The organism is Prevotella sp. khp7 (assembly GCF_900109055.1).
Classification (GTDB): domain Bacteria; phylum Bacteroidota; class Bacteroidia; order Bacteroidales; family Bacteroidaceae; genus Prevotella.
Genome location: NZ_FOIV01000003.1, coordinates 302658 through 328316, shown reverse-complemented (window position 1 = coordinate 328316; position 25659 = coordinate 302658). Strand labels below are relative to the sequence as shown.

Genomic DNA, 25659 nt, shown 5'->3' with positions numbered 1-25659 from the left:
AGGAAAGAAATATGAAAAAGAACAGTTGTCATAACACATGGAAACAGGTAAAGGCAGGAATCCTTTTACCTTCTTACCTCCTTACCTTCTTACTTTTCCTTTCCTCCTGTTCGATGACAAAGAACATTCCAGAGGGCGAGCAACTCTTCACAGGACTGACCAAGATGGCATACGATGACGAACAGAAAGGCGGTCCCTATGCAGAACACCTGGAGCTGATGAAGGAGGAGCTGGAAGCTGCGCTCGCCACGGAGCCCAACGGTTCACTCTTCGGCAGCAGCTACTACACCGTGCCCTGGTCGTGGCATCTGTGGGTATACAACAAATACGCCGGTAAGGATTCGGGCTTTGCGCGATGGATGGTCAAGAGCTTCGGAAAGCCTCCCGTGCTGATGAGTCAGGTGAACCCGGCCCTGAGAGCATCGGTAGCCCAGTCGGTTCTTCGCAACAACGGTTTCTTCAGAGGCTACGTGAACTATGAGACCGTACAACAGAAGAACCCGAAGAAATGCAAGATAGGCTACACCATACACCTCGACTCGCTCTTCACCCTCGACTCGGTAAGTCACAGGAACTTCCCTGAGGCCATGAACCAGCTGATCGACTCTACCCGCGAGGAGAGCCTTATCAAGAGCGGCGAGCCCTTCAGCGTGGCTAACCTCGACGGAGAACGGAGCCGCATCAACACCCTCATGCGTAACAACGGCTATTATTTCTACACCCCGAACTACGCCTCATACCTGGCCGACACGTTTGCCGTAGACAACAAGGTACAGCTGCGCCTGCAACTGGCCGACGGGCTCCCGGCAGAAGCCCTTCGCAAATGGTATATCGGACATATCGACGTGCAGTTCCGTAAGTCGATGAGAGACCAGCTCACCGACTCCATCCAGCGGCGACACCTGACAATCCACTACAGCGGCAAGCACTCGCCCATCCGCCCTAGTGTGGTATTGAGAAACCTGCGTTTACGGCCGCGTCAGGAGTTCAACTACGACAAATACATCGAGTCGGCCAATAAGATCAATGCCACGGGCGTGTTCAGCAGTACCGATTTCCGTTTTACGCCACGCCCCGATACCGACACGCTCGACCTGAGGCTGAGCTGTGTGTTCGACAAACCCTACGACTTCTATATCGAAGCCAACGCCATCGGGCGCACCAACGGGCGCTATGGCCCTGAGGCGAAGGTCGGTTTCACCAAGCGCAACCTTTTCAGAGGTGCCGAGAAACTCGACGTCAACCTGCACGGCGCCTATCAGTGGCAGGAAAGCGGCGGCAGTAATACAAGCACTTATGAATATGGTGCCGACGCCTCGATTGAGTTCCCGCGCATCATTGCCCCGTTCTATAACAGCGACCGCCGACGCAGAAGTCGGGACGGGCGTCCCCGCCAACGCAGGTTCTACGTGCCGCCGACCACCTATGCCAAGGTGTCGACCGACGTCATGAGAAGACCAGACTTCTACAAGATGCACGTGGTGAGCGGTGAGTGGACCTATCGCTGGCAAACGTCAGAGAGGAGCCGTCACGAGTTCTCGCCACTCACGGTGAAGTACCAGTTCAAGAACAGCACCACAGCCATGTACGACTCTATCATCGGTGAGAACATGTATCTGGCAGCTGCCATGGACGACTACTTCATCCCGAAGATGCGCTACACCTATACCTACACCAGTCCGCGCACCCGCTGGGAGACCACCGTGGAAGAGGCGGGCAATCTGGTGTCGCTCGTCGATGCCGCCTGCGGCAAGTCGATTAACGAAAAAGGGAAGAGGCTCTTCAAAGCCGCTTACTCACAGTTCCTGCGACTGGAGACCGACCTGACCAAGACCTGGTCGGTAGGTATGTCGTCGAAGCTGGTGGGACATGTCAATGCCGGCATCATCTGGAGTTACGGCAACAGCGACGACGCACCTTTCAGTGAGATGTTCTATGCAGGAGGTGCAAACAGCATCCGCGCCTTCAGCGTGAGAGACATCGGTCCGGGACGCTTCAACGATTTCGACATGAGAGACAGGCAGTTTAACTACATATTCCGCAATGGAGAGACGAAACTGATAGCCAACCTGGAATACCGCATGCCACTGTTCGGCAACCTGCACGGAGCCGTGTTCCTCGATGCCGGTAACGTGTGGAACCTGAAAGGCAGCGGCATCACCGATGACGACATAAAAGGCATGGAACCGGAAGACGCCCTGACCATGATGATTATCAAGGAATGGGGCGACCAGTCGAAGTTTGAGGCCAGGCACTTCCTCAACGACCTGGCACTGGGCACCGGTATCGGCCTGCGCTACGACCTCGGTTTCCTCGTGGTCCGTGTCGACTGGGGATATGCCCTCCACTGTCCGCAAGACACAGGTAAGAGCGGCTACTTCAATGCCCCGCGCTTCAGACATGCCCAGACGCTGAACTTCGCCATCGGCTATCCGTTCTAATTGTTAAGGCGCGTTAATACGCCGCTTAATCAAAAACTTTTTAGTACCTTTGCACTCTGTTTATTCAAACTCTAATATAAATTTAACTTATGAAACCAACTCTATTTCTGCTTGCAGCAGGTATGGGAAGCCGCTACGGCGGTCTGAAACAGCTCGACGGTCTGGGACCTAACGGCGAAACCATCATGGACTACAGTATCTACGACGCCATCCAGGCTGGCTTTGGCAAGATCGTATGGGTAATCCGCAAGGACTTTGAGGAGCAGTTCCGCACACAGATTCTGGCCAAGTACGAAGGTCAGGTTCCCTGCGAGCTCTGTTTCCAGGCTCTCGACGCCCTGCCCGAGGGATTCAGCGTTCCCGAGGGTCGTCAGAAGCCTTGGGGCACCAACCACGCCGTACTGATGGGTAAGGACGTGATCAAGGAGCCTTTCTGTGTCATCAACTGTGACGACTTCTATAACCGCGACGCCTTCATGGTTATCGGCAAGTACCTCAGCAACCTGCCAGAGGGTGCCCGCAACCAGTATGCCATGGTAGGTTTCCGCGTAGGCAACACACTGTCGGAAAACGGCACCGTGGCCCGTGGTATCTGTTCAAAGAACGACAAAGGCCATCTGACCACCGTTGTCGAGCGTACGGAGATCGTGCGTTGTGCAGCCGACGGTTCTAACGCAGGCGCAGCCTCTGAGCCCATCCGCTATAAGGATGAGGACGGCAAGTGGGTTGAAGTAGCCGACAACACACCCGTGTCAATGAACATGTGGGGTTTCACCCCCGACTACTTCGAATACTCTGAGGCATACTTCAAGGAGTTCCTCAGCGATCCGAAGAATATGGAGAATCTGAAGGCTGAGTTCTTCATTCCCCTGATGGTTAATAAGCTCATCAATGAAGGTACCGCTACCGTCGAGGTTCTCGACACCACCTCAAAGTGGTTTGGCGTGACCTATGCCGCTGACCGCGATGCTACCGTAGCCCGTATCCAGCAGCTCGTAGATGAGGGCGTTTATCCTAATAAGCTTTTTTAAAGTAAAAAAGACAAGAAAGTGAATATCGACATCTTGACACAAGAGCAGCTGGTCCAATTGGACCAGCTGATTTCTACATCACAAAACATCATTATCACCTGCCACAAGAGTCCCGACGGCGACGCCATAGGGTCCTCGTTAGGCTGGGCAGAGTACCTGCGCTCACGTGGCAAGGAGCCTACCGTCATCGTGCCCGACCAGTATCCCGACTTCCTGTTGTGGATGCCCAATACGGAGAAGATCGTGCGCTACGACAAGCACCGTGAGAAATGTGACATGCTCTTCAAGATTGCCGACCTCATTTTCTGTCTCGACTATAACACCCCCAGCCGTGTCGACGAGATGGAGCAGGCCCTTGTATCGTCGCCTGCCCAGCGGGTACTGATCGACCACCACCTTGACCCTGACGTGCCTGCCGTGCTGAGCATCTCCCAGCCCGAGGCCTGCAGCACCTGCGAACTGGTGTTCCGGATCGTCTGGCAGATGGGCGGCTTCGAACAGCTCGATAAGCATTATGCCATTCCCATCTATTGCGGTATGATGACCGACACTGGCGGGTTCCTTTACAACAGCAGCCGCTCGGAGATCTATTTCATCATCGGTGAGCTGCTGACCAAGCATATCAACAAAGACAAGATCTACCGCAACGTCTACCACAACTATTCTGAGAGCCGCATCCGTCTCATGGGCTATGTCATGTATCAGAAACTGGTCTACAAGCCCGAATACCATGCGGCCTACTATACCCTGACAAGAGAAGAGCTGAAGAAGTTCAACTATATCAAGGGCGACGCCGAGGGACTGGTAAACATCCCCCAGCAGATCAAAGGACTGAAGCTGTCTGTCTCGCTGCGCGAAGATACCGACAAGCCCAACCTTGTATGGGTGAGCCTGCGCTCTGTCGACGACTTCCCATGCAACCAGATGGCAGAGCAGTTCTTCAATGGCGGCGGTCACCTGAACGCCTCTGGCGGACGTCTGAACTGCAGCATCGACGAAGCTGTGGAAATCGTCGAGAATGCCCTCAAAGCCTACGAAAACAAGTTAAAGTAGGCAAATATTGACGCTGTTTGAAATATTTTTCGTATATTTGCACCGCAATTCATAGTATAAGAAGATGAAGAAACTGTTATTCATATTGATAGCCTTCTCTGCCGTTCTCGCCAGTTGTAACGACTACGAGACCTACGGCGACAAGAAAGAAAAGGAGCGCAATGCCGTTGCCAAGTTCATTGCCGACTCATCTATCGTAGTCATCTCTGAAGACGCGTTCAATCAGCAGGGGCATACCACCAATCTCAGCCGCAACGAGTTCGTCAAGCTCGACAAGACCGGTGTCTATATGCAGATTGTGCGCGAGGGTTGCGGCACGAAACTTGAAGACGGTGAGAACACCAATCTGGTGTGCCGTTTCGAAGAGTTTGACATCATGAACGACACGTTAAGTCTCTGTAATAACAGAAACAACCTCACCTACTACGGGAAGAACCTGACAGCTATTCCCGACATTATGAAGATCTCACGCACCAGCGGTTCCTATACCGCCAGCTTCACCAGCGGTATGATGTATTCCATCTACGGCGCTACCGTTCCCGCCGGCTGGCTCGTGGCCCTGCCCTATATCAAGGTCGGGCGTCCGCAGAGTGCCGACGAGGAGTATGCCAAGATAAGGCTCATCGTTCCTCATTCTCAGGGGCATGCCAACGCTTCGAGCAATGTAATACCCTATTATTACGTCATTACATTCCAGCGCGAATCATAAATCACAAATTATATTCATCAACATGACATTGATCAAATCCATTTCCGGCATCCGCGGTACTATCGGCGGACAGACTGGTGACACGCTGAATCCATTAGATATCGTTAAGTTTACCACCGCCTACGCTCAGTTTATCGGCGGCCAGAGAAATAAAGGAGGTGACGTCAGTGGCCGTAAGCCACTGATCGTAGTGGGTCGCGATGGCCGCATCTCAGGCCTGATGGTTCGCAACGTTGTTGTCGGCACATTGATGGGCATGGGCTACGATGTGATTGACATCGGCTATGCTACCACCCCGACTACCGAACTGGCAGTACGCATGTCAGGTGCCGACGGCGGCATCATCATCACAGCCTCACATAATCCCCGCCAGTGGAACGCCCTGAAGCTGCTTAATAGCGAAGGTGAGTTTCTCACAGCAGCCGATGGCGCCGAGGTACTCCGCATGGCTGAGGAAGAGAACTTCAACTACGCAGAAGTCGACAAGTTGGGCTCTTGCACCATCGATGACACCTTCAACCAGCGTCATATTGACGCAGTGCTTCAGCTGAAGCTGGTTGATGTCGAAGCCATCAAGGCGCGTAAGTTCCGTGTCTGCGCAGACACCATCAATTCCGTCGGTGGCATCATCCTGCCCGAGTTGTTCAAGCAGCTGGGCGTAGCGTTCGAGATCCTGAACGGCGAATGCACTGGCGACTTCGCCCACAACCCGGAGCCACTGGAGAAGAACCTCCAGGGCATTATGGACAAGATGAAGAAGGGCGGCTTCGACCTTGGTATCGTTGTAGACCCCGACGTAGACCGTCTGGCCTTTATATGTGAAGACGGCACCATGTTCGGAGAGGAATATACACTTGTAAGCGTGGCCGACTATGTACTCAGCCACACCAAAGGGAACACCGTGTCAAACCTCTCTTCGACCCGTGCCCTGCGCGACGTTACCGAGAAGCATGGCGGACAATACACCGCTGCTGCTGTAGGCGAAGTGAACGTGACCACGAAGATGAAAGAAGTAGGCGCTGTGATTGGCGGCGAAGGCAATGGCGGTGTCATCTATCCTGAGAGCCACTATGGTCGCGACGCCCTGGTAGGTATCGCCCTGTTCCTCTCGTCACTGGCTCAGAAGGGCTGCACCGTATCTGAGTTGCGCGCCACCTTCCCCAACTACCAGATTGCCAAGAACCGTATCGACCTCACCCCTGAGACCGATGTCGACGCTATTCTTGTAAAGGTGAAGGAGATGTTTGCAAAAGACAACTCTGCTCAGGTGAACGATATCGACGGTGTGAAGATCGACTTCCCCGACCGTTGGGTACATCTGCGCAAGTCGAACACTGAACCGATTATCCGTGTCTACAGCGAGGCCCAGAGCATGGAGAAGGCCGACGACCTCGGCAAACAGCTCATGCAAGTGGTCTACGATATGCAATAAATCACATAGTTGAAAACAAAAGGCGAGCCAAACGGCCCGCCTTTATAATCATACGACTATACTATCGCCAATGCTTGAGCATCGACAGATGGGAGTCGTAAAGTTTACGACGTTCTGCCACAGACTCATTATTGGGGTTGGGCATGTGACTTACGAGGAAGTCGAGCAAGGAATCTTTGTCCTTGTATGTGAAACTACCATCAGCATAACACCATTTACAATAGTCCTCGTTGAAACTACCATCCACCTCACGGCTAATCACTGCGTCGTCCGACAACGGCATTCCACAACATTGGCAGTACAGAGTCTGGGGTGAGCCGAGTAGCGTATTGATTGATATGCCAAACTCTCTTGATAATGTCTTCAACTGTTCTGTGTCTGGCAGAGTCTCCCCATTCTCCCATCTACTTACGGCTTGACGGCTTACATAAATCCGTTCAGCTAACTGCTCTTGCGTCAGGTTGTTTTTCTCTCGAATGCTTCTTATTACATCTTTTGTCTCCATATGAAAGTTTATATTGATTTGACGGTGCAAAGGTAGCACAAAAAACAATACCAGTCAAGAAACAGGAAGTTGCTTATTCTTAATTCATGTTAAGGTAGTCCATAAGACCGCAACTCAGATAACATGCAGGCCGAGGAAGACCATGAGGCCGTTCATCAGAATCCAGAAGATGGCGAAAGGCATGGTCTTACGCATGATATCACCATCCTGGCCCTCCATGTCACAGGCTGCCGTGGCGATGGCTATCGACTGGGGCGAGAGCAGTTTACCGCCCTCAGAACCGGCACAGTTGGCGGCAGCCAGCCAGTTGGTCTCGTTACCTGTCACACCAAAGAACGTACCCTGGTTAACCAATCCGAGGTCGCTGGCTGCGGTGGCCTGGAGCTTACCAAACAGGATGTTGGCATTGGTGGCACTGCCCGTAACGAAGGTACCGATAGAACCGATGAGAGGAGCAAAGAACGGGAAAGCAGCTCCTGTGAGCAACACAAGGCCCTTGGCAATATCATTTGTCATACCCGTATTATTCATCAGCATGGCCATAGCCACCAAACAGCAGATGGTGACAACCGTCTTCTGAAGATTAAGCGTGGTCTTGGCCAGCAGCTTCATCAGACTGCCAAAGCTCATGCCCTGAATCAAGCCTCCAATCACGGCACCGAGGAATATCATCAATCCCGCATTAGACAACCAGCCGAACTTAAAGGTGTTGCCAATAACAGGCAGGTCGAACTTAGAGACGAGGGTGCTTCCAAGCAGTTCGTTGACGGGAGGCACGATCTTCGAAGATATCAGGATGAAGAAAATGATAAGACCGTAGACACTCCAAGCCTTAAGCGTCTTGCCAACGCCAAACTTCTTCTTATCAACCTTCACCTCGTCGGCAGGATTCTCTTCGCGGATGAACAGCTTGTTATAGATAAGCATGGCGATGATAGCTGCTACAGAGCCAAGAATGGCGGGAGTCTCAGGACCAATCCAATGGGCACAGCAGAACTGCACCACAATAGAGAAGGCACCGACAAACAGGGCTATGGAGAGATTCTTCAGCACCTTAGTCCGATCGGTCATCATGAGGATGAGGAACGGAGTGATGAAGAACATCAGCGACAGCTGTAATATAATAAAGGTGGCCACCTCGCAGAGTTCCTCAGGCGTAGCGACGCCACTAGCAGCTACCTGATTGGCCAATGTGGTGGCAGGAAGACCTACGGCACCGAAGCCAACGGCAACGGTATTGGCAACCAGACAGATGACAGCCGAGAACATCGGCCTGAAGCCAAGGCCTATCAGGATGGCTGCAGGAATGGCAACCGCAGTGCCGAAACCTGCCATACCCTCAAGCACACCACCAAGACCCCAAGTCAGAAGCAGAACCAGCAGACCTTTGTCGGAGGTCATCTGGATGAACTGCGCCTTGATGGTCTCTATCTCCTTGGTCTCGCAAAGGATGTTGTAGCTGAAGATGGCACAGATGATGATCAGAATAATGGGAAAACAAGCCTTAAGAAGCCCCTCAACCACCGACCACAGGGTGATGCCATAGACAGAGAGACCAGCATACTTCTCAGGCATGATGCCCATGGCCGGAACAGCAAACAGGGCCAGAAGAATCGTTACAACAAGCGTGACAATAGCACTCTTGTAACCAGACACCTTGAAGCCCATCATGAGGACAATGAGCAACAGAATAGGAATAACAGATACTAATGCTGTCATAGGTCTTTAGTAATTTGATTGTTATTATTATATAGAATTGTTTCGAAGTTGTTGGATTTCTGCGGACAAATATACGATAATTATCCGACATTCAGGGATTCTTTTAGTGAAAAAAACGAAAATGAAGAGAATCTTTTCATCTTTCACTTCTCATTTTACGCTTCTTTTTGTATATTTGCCCCATAGTAATACACAACTAACAAATACCTATAACGGCCTATGATCAGTCAGTTTTTATCAGACCTCAGAGGATTTATGCCTTCTGACCGTATTTACACCGATGAACTCCGCACATTGGCATGGGGCACCGATGCCAGTTTCTATCGTCAGATTCCGAAAGTCGTGATTCGCAGCGACGGTGAGGAGGAGATTGCCAAGATCGTAAAGACATGTAAGAAACATAACCTACCCTACACCTTCCGTGCAGCAGGCACCTCGCTATCAGGACAGAGCTGTACCGACTCGGTACTCATCGTAGCAGGCAAACACTGGGAAGGTTTCTCTCTTTCGCCAGACGGTGAAAGCATAAGACTTCAGCCTGGCATCGTAGGTGCCAAGGTGAACGAGATACTGAAGCCCTATGGACGTGTGTTTCCACCCGACCCCGCTTCGATAGGAAGTGCGATGGTGGGCGGCATCGTCATCAACAATGCCTCGGGGATGAACTGCGGCGTACACGCCAACAGCGACCGTATGCTTCTCTCCGCAAGAGTCATCCTGACGGATGGTACTATTCTGGATACCGGTGATGCCCAGAGTCGCGAAGCCTTCCGTCAGAGTCATCCTGACTTCCTGAAGAAGATTGAAGACCTCCGCGATAAGGTGCGCGCAGATAAGGAGCTGGCCGATCGCATCAGTAAGAAATACAGTATTAAGAATGTGACAGGTCTTAACCTCCGTCCGCTGATTGCCTATGACGATCCTTTCGACATCATCGCACACTCAATGGTAGGCAGTGAAGGAACGCTGGCTTTCCTCTCTGAAGTAACGATGAAGACACTCTCCGACTATAAGTACAAGGCCTCAGCCATGGTGTACTTCCTTACAATGAAGGAGAGTTGCGAGGCTGTGGTGGCCATGAAGAAGCTGAAAGCAGGCGACGAAGACGTGAAGATGAGCGCAGAACAGCTGATGGTGAAAAGTGCTGAGATGCTCGACTACATGTCGCTGAGTTCGGTGGATGACCCCGTGTTCCTGCAATATAAGAAAGATGTGGATGCCGGTAAGATAGAGGGTGTGGAACCTGGTGACTATCACAACTTGACAGCTATCCTTACTGAGACAAAGGGTATCACCCACGAACAGCTCCTGGAGAAGATCGGGAAAATCAAGGAGTGTCTGGGGCAGTTCAGGCTTTACATACCTGCTGACTTCACTGAGGACCCCGCCATATACGGAAAGTACTGGGCCATCCGTTCAGGAATCTTCCCCAGCGTGGGAGGCACACGTCCAGTAGGCACATCATGTCTGATTGAGGATGTGGCATTCCCCATTGAAAGTCTGCCTGAGGCAACGGTGAAGCTTCAGAAACTGATAGCCGATCACGGCTACAACGACGCATGTATTTACGGACATGCCTTTGAGGGGAACTACCACTTCATTCTGAACCAGAGCTTTGCTGACGAGCACGAGGTGGCCCGCTATGCCGAGATGATGCGCGACGTGGCCAAGTTGGTCGTGGAGGGATACGACGGTTCGCTGAAGGCCGAACATGGCACTGGGCGCAACATGGCACCGTTTGTGAGATATGAGTGGGGCGAGAAAGCCTATGAGGTCATGAAGGAACTGAAAGCCATCTTCGATCCTGAAGGACTGCTGAACCAAGGAGTGATATTCAACGATGATCCCGACTGTTTTATCAAATGCCTGAAGCCGCTGCCTGTGCTCGACTACGATTTCGACAAGGTGCCTGATGGCGGACATTACCTGATGGACCCGAAGCTGTCAACATCAAAGGAGACCATCGAACAGGTGAAACGCGCCAACAAGTGTATAGAATGCGGATTCTGCGAAGTGAACTGTATGTCGTGCGGACTTACCCTGTCGTCGAGGATGCGCATCGCCGTACAGCGTGAGATCCGCGAACTGGAAGCTACAGGACGCGATCCACAGAGAGCCGCCACCTTACGCAAGCAATACAAGTATTATGGCGACCAGACATGCGCTACGGACGGGCTCTGCTCAACCTCGTGTCCAATGAAGATCAATACAGGAGAACTGACCCACCTGATCCGTCAGATGGATATGCTAAACAACCCTGTAGGTTATCAGATAGGAGAGTTTGCAGCCAATCACATGGCGGGCATCAAGAGCGGTCTCCGCGTGGTGCTCGACGTGGCTCATGCCGCCCATGTCACATTAGGGCCTACGCTCATGACCACTATCTGTCGGACGATGAACAAGATGGGACTGCCCCTGTGGACCACGGCCATGCCCCGCAAGAAGCGCCAGCCTAAGAAATCAGACCTTACGCAGTTCATCATCGAGAAGTCTGTGCCTCAGCATGAGAAGGAGCACTCCGATTTGAAGGTCGTCTACTTCCCCAGTTGCATCAACCAGACAATGGGACTCGCAAAGGAGGCTCCCGTAAAGCATGCGCTCGTCGACGAGGTGATTCAGCTGATGGCTAAGGCAGGCTACGAGGTGATATTCCCAGAAGGTATGGAACGTATGTGTTGCGGACAAATCTGGGAGAGTAAGGGTATGCTCGACATTGCCGACCGCAAGAGCGCCGAGTTGGAAGCCGCTCTATGGAAGGCCTCCGAGCATGGGAAATACCCAGTCCTCTGCGCCCAAAGTCCATGTTTACACCGCATGAGAAAAGTGATGATGAAGGCTGCGAATGAGCGAGAGCAGGCTCGAGCGAAGCTCAAGCTCTACGAACCTGCCGAGTTTATCATGACATACCTGGTTGACCGCCTCGATTTCCATCCTATCGACAAGCCTGTAGCCCTGCACCTGACATGCTCGACACGGCAGATGGGTGTCGACAAGGATATGGTAGCCTTGGCTAAGCTCTGTTCTTCCAACGTCTTTCTGCCCGAGGGAGTGGGCTGTTGCGGCTTTGCCGGTGACAGAGGATTCACCTTCCCGGAGATGAACAGCTATGCTTTGAGAAAGTTGCGTCCGCAGATTGAGAAGAACAAGATAGAGGTAGGCTATTCGAACAGTCGTACGTGTGAGATCGGTCTCGAAACAAATACCGGCATCCCCTACATGAGCATCATCTATCTGGTGAATCAATGTACAACGCCCAAAAAGTCCGAAACATAACAAATCGTCACTTTTTTGTCTGATTTTGTGTTAATCTGATAACAATTAGGGCGAAAAATTTGGTTATTCGCTCTTTTTGCACTATCTTTGCGGCCAAATTTAGGCAGTTAGTAATATTTTTATAATAAAAGATGTCAAACAATAACTCATTCGTTGGTTCGAAAATCAAGGGACTTCGTGAATCAAAGAATCTCTCTATCGAGGAGATTGCAGAGCGTAGTGGTCTGACGACAGACCAGATTAATACAATCGAGAACGGCCAGACCATGCCTTCGCTGGGGCCGCTGATCAAGATTGCAAGAGCTCTGGGTGTCAGACTAGGAACATTTATGGACGATAACGATGCCCTAGGCCCTGTGGTTTGTCGTGCTGAGGATCGCGAGAAAGACAGCAGCATCAGTTTCTCTAATGGTGCAACCGATGCCCGCAAGCACATGGAGTATCACCCACTGGCACAGCAGAAGGCCGGACGCCACATGGAACCGTTCGTTATCGACATCAACCCCGAAAACAGTCCGGAGTTTCAGCTCTCAGCCCATGAAGGCGAGGAATTTATATACGTGATGCAGGGCGAGGTAGAGATTGTCTACGGCAAAGACACATACAACCTGAAAGAAGGCGACTCTATCTTCTACGACTCTATCGTAAAGCACCATGTGCACGGTGCCCCAGGCAAGAGCGCAAAAATCTTAGCAGTAGTATATATTCCTTTCTAAAGTATGAGCAACGTAAGATTAGACATGGCGGGCAGACCATTGCCCGATAGAACATACCCGGCAGAGACGGGATCGGAGGGATATAAACTATGGGAAAGGACACTCGGAGAGTGGCTTGAGTACTGGGCAGAGACCACACCTGATAAGGAATATATCGTTTACTCTGATCGCGACCTCAGATTTACATGGTCGAAATTCAACGAACGTGTGGACAATCTGGCCAAGGGTCTGATCAGCATTGGTGTGAAGAAGGGTTCGAACGTAGGCATCTGGGCAACGAATGTGCCCGACTGGTTAACTTTTCTCTATGCTACCGCAAAGATCGGCGCCGTACTGGTAACGGTGAACACCAACTACAAGCAGAATGAGTTGGAGTATCTGTGTAAGGACTCTGACATGGAGGTGCTCTGTATCACCGATGGCACATGGGACTGTAACTATGTTGACATGACCTACACCATGCTGCCCGAGCTGAAGACTTGCGAGCGCGGACACCTGAACAGCGAGCGATTCCCCTACCTTAAGAACGTAGTATATATAGGTATGGAGAAGTATCGCGGTATGTACAACACCGCCGAGCTGCTGCTGTTGGGTCAGAACATCGAAGACGAGACGCTGAACGAAATGAAGAAACAGGTGAGCTGCTACGATGTGTGCAACATGCAGTACACCAGCGGCACCACGGGATTCCCCAAGGGTGTGATGCTTACCCACTTCGGTATCGCCAACGACGGCTACTTCACTGGCGAGAACATGGGCTTTACACAGGACGACAAACTTTGCGTCTGTGTGCCTCTGTTCCACTGCTTCGGTGTGGTGCTGGCAACAATGAACTGTCTGACACACGGATGTACCGAGGTGATGGTTGAGAAGTTCGACCCACTGGTAGTGCTGGCCTCTATCCACAAAGAGCGTTGTACCGCCGTTTATGGTGTACCCACGATGTTTATCGCAGAGCTTAACCATCCCATGTTTAATATGTTCGACCTGACAAGTCTGCGTACAGGTATCATGGCAGGCAGTCTGTGTCCTATTGAACTGATGAAACAGGTATCAGAGAAGATGTATCTTACCATTACCAGTGTGTATGGCCTTACGGAGTCGTCGCCCGGCATGACGCAGACCTGTCTGAACGACACCTTCGAGCAGCGTTGTACCACCGTTGGTCGCGACTTCCCGTTTGTAGACGTGAAAGTGCTTGACCCGGAAACAGGCGAGGAGTGTCCCGTGGGCGTACAGGGTGAGATGTGCTGTAAGGGCTTCAATGTGATGAAGGGTTACTACAAGAACCCAACAGCTACAGCCGAGGTCATCGACAAGAACGGCTATCTGCACTCGGGCGACCTGGGTGTAAAGGACGAACAGGGATTCTACAAGATTACCGGACGTATCAAGGACATGATTATCCGTGGTGGTGAGAATATCTATCCACGCGAAATAGAGGAATTCCTTTATCACATGCCTGGCATCCGTGATGTACAGGTGGCAGCTGTGCCATCGAAGAAATACGGTGAGGCCGTTGGTGCCTTCATCATTCTGGAAGAAGGTGTCAAGATGGAACCCGAGGACGTACAGGAGTTCTGCCGTGGCAAGATTGCCCGCTACAAGATTCCCAAGTACGTGTTCTTCATCGATCAGTTCCCTCTCACAGGTTCTGGCAAAATTCAGAAGTTCAAGCTCAAGGAAATGAGTCTCGAACTCTGTAAGAAGCAAGGAATAGAAGTGATATAATCATAAAAAAGGAAGCCGTTTAAAGCTTCCTTTTTTTAATGTCTGAGTGTCATGATCTTCGATGGACAAGCCAGAGTACACTTGCCACATTTGATGCAATCGGGATGCAAGTAGCCGACAGCCTCACCACGACTGTCGTAAGGTGTGAGTTGCATGGGGCATACACGAGCACAGCTCTTACACTTCATCTGGCATGCACTCGAAACGTGGATGTTCGTGAACGCCTGAGGCAATGGCGCATTTTTGGGGGCCACCCAACTGGAGATGGTTCCCATAGGACAAAACGAGCACCAAGTGCGTGGCGCATAAATGAACGAAAGTATTACGCCCACGATGGTGGTCATGACAATAATGGTCCAGAACACACGACCGATATCTCCCCAAAGCACCCATCCGCCTTCACTCCAACGAGCTTGACTCAGCTGTATGCCAAACATGGTAAAGATGAATATCACCATGAACAGTCGGAAACCAAACGTACGCACAAACTTAGGTATTTCGCGATGAGGCGAATACTTTGAAAGCAGTCTGTCGTACATATTGCCACGCGGACACACGTGTCCACACCACCAGCGGCCTTTCCAGATGCTGGTCAGTACAGGCCCTATCATACAGATAAGTGCCAGAAGTCCTATCACGGGAAAGAACCAGCCTAGGATGATATATGCGATGATAATCCAATAAAGCGGAATCCCCGGACTTTCAAAATGACGGTGAAAACGTTTCTTATTTGCCATAATCTCATCTTTTATATCGTTTGCGATGCAAAGGTAAGAATAATAATTTATATCGCAAGCGATTTACCTAAAACTTTAAGAGACTTTAACTATATATCGTTTGCGATATTATAAGATTATTGCCCCTTAGTATTTCACAAAACTTATTAAAACATTTAGCCAAATGATGATTATTAGCAGAAATATCACTATATTTGTTCCCACAATCACAAAACATTTAATTTCACATTAATTATCATGAATAAGAAACTAGCTTTCGGTGCCTTTGTCGCACTGTTAACCATGGCAGGATGTTCTGGTAAGACAGAGTCGGCCCCAACAACATCACCGTCGTTCGACGAAGTATTAACATCAAGAAGAAGTGTCCGTAGTTACGATGCCACCAAGAAAATATCGGAGGCAGAAGTACGCGAACTTCTCACCGCAACTCAGGAGGCCCCTTCGTGGGCAAACCAGCAGCCAACAAAGTATTATGTGGCTATTGGCAAAGAGAAACTGGCAGCAGCCATGGAAATGATAGGAGGTAATAAAGAGCGTGTGGCGGAAGCCCCCGTACTGATTGTCTCTACCTTTGAGCGTGGCAAGTCGGGCTTCTTTCAGGGTCATCAGACTAATGAAGTCGGTGACGGTTGGGGAGCATACGATAATGGTCTGAGCAACTGTTATCTGATATTGAAAGCAAGGGCCATGGGCTTCGACACACTCATTATGGGTATGCGCGACGCAGATAAACTAAGAGAGTTGTTCAGTATTCCAGAAAACGAAACCATTATGGCTGTTATCGCTTTGGGATACAGAGCTGGAGAGCCCAACCGTCCAGAGAGAAGGGACCTGGATGATATCGTGAAATTCTTCTGAATATTCAGAAAGCATGAAGAAATAATCTTCATGCTTTCTTTTCTTTTGCATTCTTTGCGAATTCAAACAGCGACAAGGGCAGATGGCAGTAGCCTGTAGGATTCTTGTCGAGATAATCCTGATGATATTCTTCTGCTGTATAGAAATTCTTCAAAGGCAACTTCTCAACAACAAATGTCTGCTGATAATTTCTCTGCTCTTCATCATACACTTTATTAATAATATCAAGGTCAGTTGCTTCTGTGTAGTAAATACCCGTACGATATCGGGTACCCTCATCATGCCCTTGTTTGTTCAAACTCGTAGGATCAATAGCCTTGAAGAACATCTGCAATAGGAATTCAAGGCTTATCACATCGGGGTTATACTTCACGTGCACCGTCTCAGCAAACCCTGTCTGATCGGTATACACTTCTTTATACGTAGGATTCTCAGTATGTCCGTTGGCAAATCCAACCTCAGTTTCTACTACGCCCTCAATCTGTTTGAAGTAATGTTCAGTACCCCAGAAACAGCCTCCAGCAAGGTAAATGTCTTTTGTCATATTAATAATCTTAATTTAATCCGACGCAAAATTAAGAATAACCAATGAAATATTGCCATCTTTACCCCAACAATTACGATACTTTATGATTTGAATAGAAAAAGAGCAACCCATCAAGGTTGCTCTTCTCTATTTAACAGGCGCATGGCACGCTTGTAGTTTTCACTATCTCCCATCTGTTCGATGAGTACCTGATCAACACGTTTAATCCTTTCATTATAAGCATTGAACGTTTCCTCCTGTTTCTCGGGGTGGTAAGTCAGCCGCAATGGTGTAGCCTCAAGATAACCGAAGTCCTCAGTATAAACCATACCAGCTTCGTGCTGCTTATAGTCCCTCACCATCGTTTGAATGTGGCGGAAGTCTGCCTTGACGCCATCCACCAAGACATAGTCGGCAGGCATCTCAATATCGACTGTAACACCAGAGGCACAGTCGACCATACCCAGGTCGATTGTGGTTTCGAGATTCATACCATCATAGGTAAATGGCAACTCCTTACCTTGACAACTTATGCTGACTGGTGCCTTCTGACAAGGCAGCGCCATATAGTATTGACGTTGAACAGGCATATCCTTGTATTGTCCCTTACGTGGGCCAATTGTGACACTCAGCTTGTTCCCTTCACGAGTATACGAAAGAGGCGTTGTAGCATATTCCGTCACATAGTTTTTATCCTCGCCATTGTCTTCATAGAGTTTAAAGAAGCCGTTTTCCCCACCAGGGAACACACGTACCGTTACAGCTTGATTAGTGCCTGACAGATTCTTAAGCTTACCAAAATATGGAATAATGCTTCCAGCCTTGATATAGACAGGGTATTCATCCATCGTAAAGCGACGTTCGTAGATTCTGCCGCCTTGTAGCATCTTACCCGTCTCGTACTCCAACCACTCTCCTGCTGGCAACCAGACCTTCACTGTTGCATAGCCGTCATTGGGGTTCACCTCGTCAGTGACAGGAGCTATCAACATATGATCGCCAAACATATACTCTTCTTTGAACTCATAAGACTCCCGAACCTCCGGATAATCATAATATAATGGACGGCAGAGCGAAAGTCCTTCTTCGTAGGTCTTACGCGCCATTGTATATATATAAGGTACGAGTGCATAACGACCATTGATAACATTAGCCAGACGCTGCTGAGTGTCTTGTCCGAATGCCCAAGGTTCCTTGTTCAGACTTGGGTCTTTGGTACTATGTGAACGGATGATGGGCAGATACTGTCCCATCTGCATAGCACGCGTATAGAGTTGAGGTTCCACGGGCGATCCCCACTGTTTGCTCTGATGTCCGCCAATATCATGACTCCAGTAGCCGTATAGCACATTCGATGCTGTAGAGTTGAAATACGGCAGGAACTTCAAGCTCTCCCAAGTGATGAACGAGTCGCCAGAAAAGCCAACCTGATAACGGTGATTACCCAATCCGCCCCAACGATGATATAACATCGGACGTTTATTACCATTACGTTCCATATCCGTGAACCAAATATAATTGCACCAGAACACATTATCAAGGTCTTTTACAGCACGGTCTTTCTCCCACTGCTGCCAGTCGAGCCACCAGAAGTCAACACCCTCATCCATATAGTTATGGAGATACGTATCGAAAATGGCCTTCACATATTGCTTGTCAGAGCCAAGCCATTCATGGGCCTTACCATCGTCCTTGCCCAGGCGCTGCATAAACTCCTTATACTTCTTCTCATAAGGGCGTACACCGTCTGCCGGATGCAGATTCATTGTAGCTTTCACACCTTGTTCATCAAGGTACTTCAAGAATGCCTTATAGTCAGGGAATAGACGTTCGTTCCAGTCCCATCCCGTCCATCCCCCGCCAGCCTCAGGGCTGATGGGATGCCAGTCCATATCAATGACCAGCACATCTAATGGAAGATCCAGACGCTGGAAGTTACCAATTAAATCACGGAAATCCTGATCACTATAGCTCCAATAACGGCTCCACCAGTAACCGAATGTGTAACGTGGCGGCAGAGGAACCTTACCAGCAAACTTCGTGTAAGAATTAAGCGCACCTTTGTAATCGTGTCCGTATGCCATGAAATACCAGTCCTGGGCCCCTTCGGCACTCTTGCGCTCTGTCACCCAATCCCAATCCTTAGCTCCATCGAAAAGCAGGCTCTTACTATCATCGATGAGCGTCCAGCCATCGGTTGCCAACAGGCCATCCTCGATAGGCATCTCATGCTTTGGAGTACTATATTGATACTCTGAGCCATCATAGCCGTCAAGCGTGCGATATGTTCCTTTCAGGTTACCCGTCTGTTTCATGCCTGGTTTCCAAACGAAAGACTTTGAGATAGTCTTGGCACTACTAATCGTCAGGTTTTCCTTGCTAAAAGGACCTGTCCCCTTCTTGTAAACCAACTTCAACTTAGAGGTGTTGATTACAACCTGTTTTGTATTATTCTTGATGTTGTAATTCACTTTGGGATACTCACGTATCACGGCCATGAAACTCTTGTTATCAACAAACTTGCCATCTGGCGCATATTCCAGACGAAGCGTACCTTCATCAATTAAAGTAAAACGAACATTGGCATCCTGATACACAACATTTGCCAAAGTCTGCAAACTGCACAACAGCAGCAGTACACCGCAAAAGACCTTCCTGATATTCATTCTCATAATTACTTCTGATTAAACAACGGACAGCGACTCTCGACAGAAGACTGACCACCAGAAACCAAGGGCCACCCATCGTACCACTCTACACGATCCATCAACACCTGACGCCCAGCATCTGGATCTTTACGCATATAACCATGATAAATCATCCAATCCTGACCTTCATCGTCGGTTATGAACTCGGCGTTATGACCAGGGCCTGCCACATTGTTACTGCCATGCAGCAGCACATCGAAGTTGCCATCAAGCATACGTTTGCCGTCCTTTGTAACGTACGGGCCAAACAGATTCTCTGAACGTCCGTAGATAACCTGATAGGTACTGTTGTTACCCTCGCAGCAAGAACCGTTTGAACCAAAGAGATAATAATAACCATCACGACGATGGATATATGTAGCTTCCATCTGGTTGCCAGCTATCTGCACAGGCTTGGCACCGGGTTTAAGCGTGAGGCCATCGGCACTCAGTTCTATACCATAGATACCATGGAACGAGCCCCAGAACAGATACTTCTTACCACCATCCTCGATATAGAAGGGATCGATACAGTTCTGTATGCCGATATCTTCGCTGATAAACAGCGCTCCATGATCAGTGTAAGGTCCCTGTGGCTGGGTGGCAGAGGCAACACCAAGTCCGCAAGTCCACTCACCACCCCATGTCGATTTAGAGTAATAGAGCATATATTTACCATCAACATAGTTGATATCGGGTGCCCAGATACCACCACCAGGGTTCCACTTGGGGCGACTCTCATCAGTAAAAGCCGTACCTACATACTGCCATTTAAGCAAATCGGTTGAACGATAGATGGGCAGGTTGCGGACATCCTCGGTAGCAAAGAGATAGAACACACCATCGGGCGACTTTACTATAGAAGGATCTGGCAACGACACAGGAATAATGGGGTTTTGATATTTCTTCACTATAGGTGTGGGGGTAATATCACGAGACTGCCCACCGTCCGAAGACGGTGAGCATCCCAAAACAGGCATTATACTAACAATTATACTAACTATAGAAAACATGTAACTTCTTTTTTTTATTACTAACATATTACCAACCAGGATTTTGTGTGAGATTAGGATTACGCTCCAATTCGCCCTGTGGCACAGCAAACAGCTTCACGTGCTCACCAATGTAGTTATTGGTGTAGCGCTTGGTACCCCATATCTCAGTCATACCATTAGCACCATTAAGCTGTGAAGGCTCGCTAACCAATGTGCGGTTGGTGCCCAACTTACGATCGAGCCATGTATCCCAACGCAGCTGCTTCCAATAGAGCTGACCTTCGCCACAAAGTTCCCAGCCATACTCGTTACGGATACGCTCACGCATATTATCCTGACCGGTTACCTTGGTGTACTCGTTGCTATTGAGTAAAGCCAGTCCGGGGATACGGGCACGAACCATGTTGATGTACTTAACAGCCTCATCGGTCTTTCCCTGCTCGTTCAAAGCCTCAGCTAATGAAATCAGCGCACCAGCATAACGGAAGATTGGTGTATCGATATCACTGTTCAAGCCATTCTTGGTTTCGCGACCCTCGGGCACAAACTTACGCCACAGGTAGTAGAAACGGTCGTTGGTATCGGTACGCAGATCGTAAGGAGCGGCATTATCCGAACCAATGTAAGGCCAGCGCAGGGTGTAATCCCAGCAGTCGGCAGTTGAACCACCTTTATAAGTAGAGTATGGAGTGATGAAGTTCATCAACATACGTGGGTCGCGGTTCTGATAGATAGCCAGGATGCGAGCCTCGTTGCCATCCTTATCATACTGACTCATGTCGGCACCATAGGTTACCATCTGCTGGTAGCCAGCCTTCAACTTATCGCTGGCAGCATTAGGATCAAGACCATCGCGGAGGAAGTAAACCGAACGGGCCTTGGGATCCATCTTTGAGTAACCGGGGAACACCTCGTCCATATTGAATGGCTTACCATCGGCATATTCGTATGAGTCAACAAAGTAAGGATTAGGAATCAGGTTATTCCAGCAACCAAAGCCATCGGCGGTATAAGTATTACGATTACCGTGTGTACGACCTAACAGCGAGCCCATACCCTCCTCATCGGTATACTGATACTGGAAGATATACTCATCGTTGCGCTCATTGGCAGCCTTGAACATATTCTTATAGTCGGGGAACAGCTGGAAGCCCATGGTAGTGATGGCAGTGAAATCAGCAGCAGCTTTATCCCAGTCCTTTAACCACATGTAAACCTGACCACGCAGATAGTAGGCACAAGCCTTGGTTACACGACCGTAGTTTTTATCAGAGGTAGCATATTTATTAGGCAGACTGGGCTCGTTGATAGCCTCAGAGCAATCCTTGATAATCTGCTGCCATACCTCATCGGCAGTGTTACGGGGCTTGGTGTCCTCACCATACTCTACGGGTTCGGTGTAGATGGGCACACCACGCCACAGCACGTTAGCACGATAGTAAGCCCAGGCACGCAGGAACTTGCACTCAGCAATATCGCGTGCACGCTCGCTGGCCGACATAGCCTCGCATCTATCCAGATTATTTATCACGTTGCTGGTACGATAGATTTCCTCGTACAGACGCTTCCACCAGTCGTTGAATCCCCAGTAAGTAGCATTACAACGGCCACGGGCCCAGTCGTAGCCACCCCAGTTAGCATCCAGATCGCAAACATCGGTGGCAGCATCAAAGTTCTGCCAGTCGGGGCACTCGCCCTGCTGCTCCCAGTAAAAACGTTCGTAGGCACCATTCACCACGGCATCAGCCATGTTATAGGTACTCCATACCAAGTCGGTACCTACACGGTCGGAAGGTTGAGTATCCAAGAAGTCGGCATTACAAGCCGTGAGTGCGACACTCGAGGCAGCCAGTATAAGACTGCGGCACATTTTATTGATTATTTTCTTTTCCATATTGGTTATTCATTGTTGATGGTTAAAATGTTACATTCAGTCCGAATGAGAGCTGGCGCATAGTAGCATAACCCTCACCAGAGCGCATTTCAGGATCAAGTCCGGGGAAGCTAGTGATAGTCCACAGGTTCTCGCCCGAGAAGTAAACACGCAGGTTCTCGGCATAGATCTTTCTGCTGATGTTCTTTGGCAATGTGTAACCGATAGTCAGGTTACGCAGCTTCAGGTAATCACAGCTATAGAGATGGAATGTATTGTCAAGCGCATCACTCATACTTGGATTCTCGAGCGACATACGCGGATTCTTCGAAGTGATGTTGGTACGAGGATCGTTGGGGTTGTTAGGATCATAGTAGTAGTGATCATCGGCAATCCACTGTGGGATGCTCAAACCAAACACTACGTTAGATGAGTTCTGGCCAATCTCACGCCAGTAGGTTGAGAAACCTGTGGCACCACCCCAGTTCATCGAGAGGTCGATGCCCTTCCACTCTGCGTGCATCTGCATACCGAAGGTGAACTTAGGCACGTTCGACTCGCCCATGAACTTCTGGTCATGACTGCCACCATATACTTTATCGCCATTAGTATCGGCGTAGATATACTCACCATACCAGATTGCATTCTGAGTTACAGCGTGCTGTGGCTCAAACGAGTAGCCGGCAGCAATCATATCCTGTACCCACTTCAGATCCTCGGGAGTACGAATCATACCATCGCGTGGACCACCATTAGGGTTAACCACACCGTTGGCATCGTAATAAGTACCTGTACCACTATAGATAGGATATACATAGAACTCGTTCATCATGTGTCCTTCAACCAGGCGCTGTGTGCCACCCGACGAAACCTCACCAAGGTTAGAGTAGTACACGTTAGGATTGGGATTGTTAGGATCGGCACCCCATCCTTGGATGATGCCACCCTTATAATCAGTTACAAGGTTCTTGTTGAACGAACCATTGACAGCTACGCCATAGGTTACGTCGCCAATCTTATCCTCCCAACGGAAAGTTGCTTCAAAACCGCGGTTGCTTACACCGGCCAGATTCTGTAGAGGAGCCACCTTATCACCGAAGATAAGTCCGATTGATGGACGGTAGAGGATACCTGAGGTCTGCTTGTCGTAGTAGTCGATGACACCCGACAGACGACCACCAAGGGTACTGAAGTCGAGACCAACGTTGAAAGTCTTTGTTGTCTCCCATGTTACGTTCATATTAGGCAGATTCTTCAGATAGAAACGCGGTACCTTTTTGCCACCCATGGTGGTATAGCCTGTCTCGTACCACGACTGATAAGCATAATTATCAACCGATGAATTACCCAACTTACCATAAGAGGCACGCAGTTTCAGATTGTCGAACACATTGAGGAATGAGTTCTTTGCAAAGTTTTCTTCACTGATGCGCCATCCTGCCGATGCTGAGGGGAAGAAGCCCCAACGGTTGTCGGGTGAGAAGCGTGATGAACCGTCGTAACGGAAGTTAGCCTCCAACAGGTAACGTGAATCGTAAGCATAGTTCAGTCGGCCGAACCATGAACGATAGGTATAACCGGTAAAGTTACCACGTGTGTATTCCTCCGACGTCAGGGTGTTCAGATCGGTCAGTGTGGCATCAATCATACCCATCTTCTTCACATCGGTATTACCATCGCTGTTCTTACCTTCCTCGAAACCTACCAGTGCACCAACATCGTGCTTCTGGGCAAAAGTATGTGCCCAGTTCAGGGTGTTGGTAATCTTCCAGTTATAGTAGTGATGATAGTACATATAGCTTGAGAGCGCCTCGAGTGCAGCAGGCGATGCTACTACCTCGTTACGGCTGAAGCTATAACTCTCGTTCTGACCGTCGGTATACTTATGACGGGTATTGAAATAGTCGTAACCAAAGGTTGTCTTGAAGGTAAAGTCCTTCAGGAACTTAACCTGAGCATAGGTTGTGGTGTAAGCGTGGGTCGTCTTATAATAGCTGTCACCATCGCCATTCAGCAACTGCATGGGGTTGTGGGCAGCACCATCCTCAACCGAAGTCTCGATTCCGCCGAACTTACCATCGTAGTAAGGATAGATACCTGGAACGGTCTTCAGAAACTCCCAGCTCGACAGGGCATCTACATTATTACGGTCGCGGTCGCTGTGTGTACCCCATACCTGAGCACCCAGCTGTAACCAGTTTGTTACATCCGAAATCAACTTCAGGTTGATAGAGTACTTTTGCTCGCCAGAGCGAACAATCATACCAGGATTATCGAGATAGGTTAATCCAAGGTTATAACGTGTGCGGGTATCCTTACCCGACAGAGAGATGGCATGCTCCTGCATCACCTTGGTCTGGTAAATCTCATCATACCAGTCGGTGTTTGGATAAGCCACGTAGTTGGGATAGCCCGACTCGGCAATGCCATTGGGATTAGCCTCAGCCTGACGCCACTGATCAATCACGCTTTGTGGATATTTTCCTGCAGTACCGATATTCTCACTGGCCTCGTTCACCATCTCCATATAGTCGGCATAGTTCGACATAAAGCGAACCAGCTTTGAGGGTTTATTAATTGACAAACGACCAGTATAGGTAACACTGACTTTGCCTTCGGTTCCGCTCTTAGTGGTTACAAGAATAACGCCATTAGCACCGCGATTTCCATAGATAGCACACGAGGCAGCATCCTTCAAAACAGAGATGCTCTCAATATCCATCGGATTAACATCCGAGAGACTCATCTCCATACCATCTACCAATACCAATGGACTGGCGTCGTTCATGGTTCCTACACCACGAATATTAACGGAGAAGTTCTCAGCACCAGGCTTACCAGAGCCTTGCAGAATATCAAGACCTGCAGCCATACCCTGAAGAGCTTGGGCAACAGTAGTTACAGGACGTGATTTTGTTTCTTTAGCCAAGTCAACAGAAACCACCGAACCTGTAAGGTTGACCTTTTTCTGAGTGCCATAACCAACAACCACGATTTCGTTAAGTTCGTTTTTATCCTCTTTCATCGCGATTGTCATGTTGTTGGCTGCTCGGCTGGTAACATCCACATAACCAATATAAGTGAATGTAATCTGAGCATCAGACTTACTGAGAGTCAGACTAAACCGACCATCCATGTCTGTAACTGCAGCATTCTTTGTACCGAGTTCCTTGACTGTGACGCCAATCAACGGCTCACCACTTTCATCAACGACGCGACCACTGACAGCCCTCTCCTGCTGGGTGACAGAAGCGACGTTGGAATGAACCGACATAGCCAGTTTACGTTCGGCTAAGGTTGGCGAAGCTGTCATCAAGAGAGCCGCGCCTGCCAACGAGACAATTAATCTTTTTTCCATTTTGATTTTTAGGTT

General features: G+C 49.5%; 17 protein-coding genes. 9 read left to right on the top strand and 8 right to left on the bottom strand.

Going from position 1 to position 25659, the window contains the following annotated elements:
* Nucleotides 1–11: 11 nt before the first annotated feature.
* From BMX82_RS08215 to glmM, 5 genes are all read left to right on the top strand, one after another.
* Nucleotides 12–2441, top strand: a complete 2430-nt coding sequence (locus BMX82_RS08215; protein WP_081911025.1) for a translocation and assembly module lipoprotein TamL — start codon at nucleotides 12–14, stop codon at nucleotides 2439–2441.
* Nucleotides 2442–2530: 89 nt separating this feature from the next.
* Nucleotides 2531–3472: a glycosyltransferase family protein gene (locus BMX82_RS08210; RefSeq protein ID WP_036910415.1), complete on the top strand. Its 942-nt coding sequence runs from the start codon at nucleotides 2531–2533 to the stop codon at nucleotides 3470–3472.
* 18 nt (nucleotides 3473–3490) lie between these two features.
* On the top strand, nucleotides 3491–4525 hold the full coding sequence (locus BMX82_RS08205) for a DHH family phosphoesterase (protein WP_091767758.1): 1035 nt from the start codon (nucleotides 3491–3493) through the stop codon (nucleotides 4523–4525).
* A 64-nt stretch (nucleotides 4526–4589) separates the two neighbouring features.
* Entirely contained in the window at nucleotides 4590–5234 is a 645-nt protein-coding gene (locus tag BMX82_RS08200) for a DUF4827 domain-containing protein (protein ID WP_091767755.1), read from the top strand.
* A gap of 22 nt (nucleotides 5235–5256) precedes the next feature.
* The gene (gene glmM, locus BMX82_RS08195; protein ID WP_036910408.1) at nucleotides 5257–6666 is read left to right on the top strand and encodes a phosphoglucosamine mutase; all 1410 of its coding nucleotides are present in this window, start codon (nucleotides 5257–5259) and stop codon (nucleotides 6664–6666) included.
* 61 nt (nucleotides 6667–6727) lie between these two features.
* On the opposite strand, the gene BMX82_RS08190 is transcribed toward glmM, so the two are convergent.
* Both BMX82_RS08190 and BMX82_RS08185 read right to left on the bottom strand, forming a co-directional pair.
* A complete protein-coding gene (locus BMX82_RS08190; protein ID WP_091767752.1) occupies nucleotides 6728–7171 on the bottom strand; it encodes a zinc ribbon domain-containing protein in 444 nt (147 codons plus the stop codon).
* Between the two features lie 114 nt (nucleotides 7172–7285).
* Nucleotides 7286–8890 (bottom strand): L-lactate permease, encoded by a 1605-nt coding sequence (locus BMX82_RS08185; protein WP_091767750.1) that lies wholly within the window; start codon nucleotides 8888–8890, stop codon nucleotides 7286–7288.
* Between the two features lie 219 nt (nucleotides 8891–9109).
* Here BMX82_RS08185 and BMX82_RS08180 point away from each other — a divergent pair, with 219 nt between their 5' ends.
* The 3 genes from BMX82_RS08180 to BMX82_RS08170 all read left to right on the top strand — a co-directional run bounded on the left by BMX82_RS08180 (nucleotide 9110) and on the right by BMX82_RS08170 (nucleotide 14610).
* Complete coding sequence (locus BMX82_RS08180) at nucleotides 9110–12163, top strand: FAD-binding and (Fe-S)-binding domain-containing protein (RefSeq protein WP_091767747.1); 3054 nt, start codon at nucleotides 9110–9112, stop codon at nucleotides 12161–12163.
* Between the two features lie 131 nt (nucleotides 12164–12294).
* Nucleotides 12295–12879 carry a helix-turn-helix domain-containing protein gene (locus tag BMX82_RS08175; protein WP_036910399.1) on the top strand — a complete coding sequence of 195 codons (585 nt, stop codon included), beginning with the start codon at nucleotides 12295–12297 and terminating at the stop codon, nucleotides 12877–12879.
* Nucleotides 12880–12903: 24 nt separating this feature from the next.
* Nucleotides 12904–14610 (top strand): AMP-binding protein, encoded by a 1707-nt coding sequence (locus BMX82_RS08170; protein WP_051949683.1) that lies wholly within the window; start codon nucleotides 12904–12906, stop codon nucleotides 14608–14610.
* Nucleotides 14611–14645: 35 nt separating this feature from the next.
* Here the strand turns inward: BMX82_RS08170 and BMX82_RS08165 are convergent, their stop codons facing one another.
* The gene (locus BMX82_RS08165; protein ID WP_091767744.1) at nucleotides 14646–15347 is read right to left on the bottom strand and encodes a 4Fe-4S binding protein; all 702 of its coding nucleotides are present in this window, start codon (nucleotides 15345–15347) and stop codon (nucleotides 14646–14648) included.
* A gap of 237 nt (nucleotides 15348–15584) precedes the next feature.
* Here BMX82_RS08165 and BMX82_RS08160 point away from each other — a divergent pair, with 237 nt between their 5' ends.
* A complete protein-coding gene (locus tag BMX82_RS08160) occupies nucleotides 15585–16205 on the top strand; it encodes a nitroreductase family protein (protein WP_051949678.1) in 621 nt (206 codons plus the stop codon).
* 28 nt (nucleotides 16206–16233) lie between these two features.
* On the opposite strand, the gene msrA is transcribed toward BMX82_RS08160, so the two are convergent.
* The 5 genes from msrA to BMX82_RS08135 form a co-directional block, all read right to left on the bottom strand.
* Nucleotides 16234–16749 (bottom strand): peptide-methionine (S)-S-oxide reductase MsrA, encoded by a 516-nt coding sequence (msrA, locus tag BMX82_RS08155; RefSeq protein ID WP_036910398.1) that lies wholly within the window; start codon nucleotides 16747–16749, stop codon nucleotides 16234–16236.
* Between the two features lie 113 nt (nucleotides 16750–16862).
* Nucleotides 16863–19397, bottom strand: coding sequence for a glycoside hydrolase family 31 protein (locus BMX82_RS08150; RefSeq protein WP_197051308.1), 2535 nt, complete (start codon nucleotides 19395–19397; stop codon nucleotides 16863–16865).
* A gap of 8 nt (nucleotides 19398–19405) precedes the next feature.
* Complete coding sequence (locus tag BMX82_RS08145) at nucleotides 19406–20458, bottom strand: family 43 glycosylhydrolase (protein ID WP_036910396.1); 1053 nt, start codon at nucleotides 20456–20458, stop codon at nucleotides 19406–19408.
* 1 nt (nucleotide 20459) lies between these two features.
* Nucleotides 20460–22307 carry a RagB/SusD family nutrient uptake outer membrane protein gene (locus BMX82_RS08140; protein ID WP_036910394.1) on the bottom strand — a complete coding sequence of 616 codons (1848 nt, stop codon included), beginning with the start codon at nucleotides 22305–22307 and terminating at the stop codon, nucleotides 20460–20462.
* Between the two features lie 22 nt (nucleotides 22308–22329).
* Nucleotides 22330–25644, bottom strand: coding sequence for a SusC/RagA family TonB-linked outer membrane protein (locus tag BMX82_RS08135; protein ID WP_091767741.1), 3315 nt, complete (start codon nucleotides 25642–25644; stop codon nucleotides 22330–22332).
* Nucleotides 25645–25659: the final 15 nt, after the last annotated feature.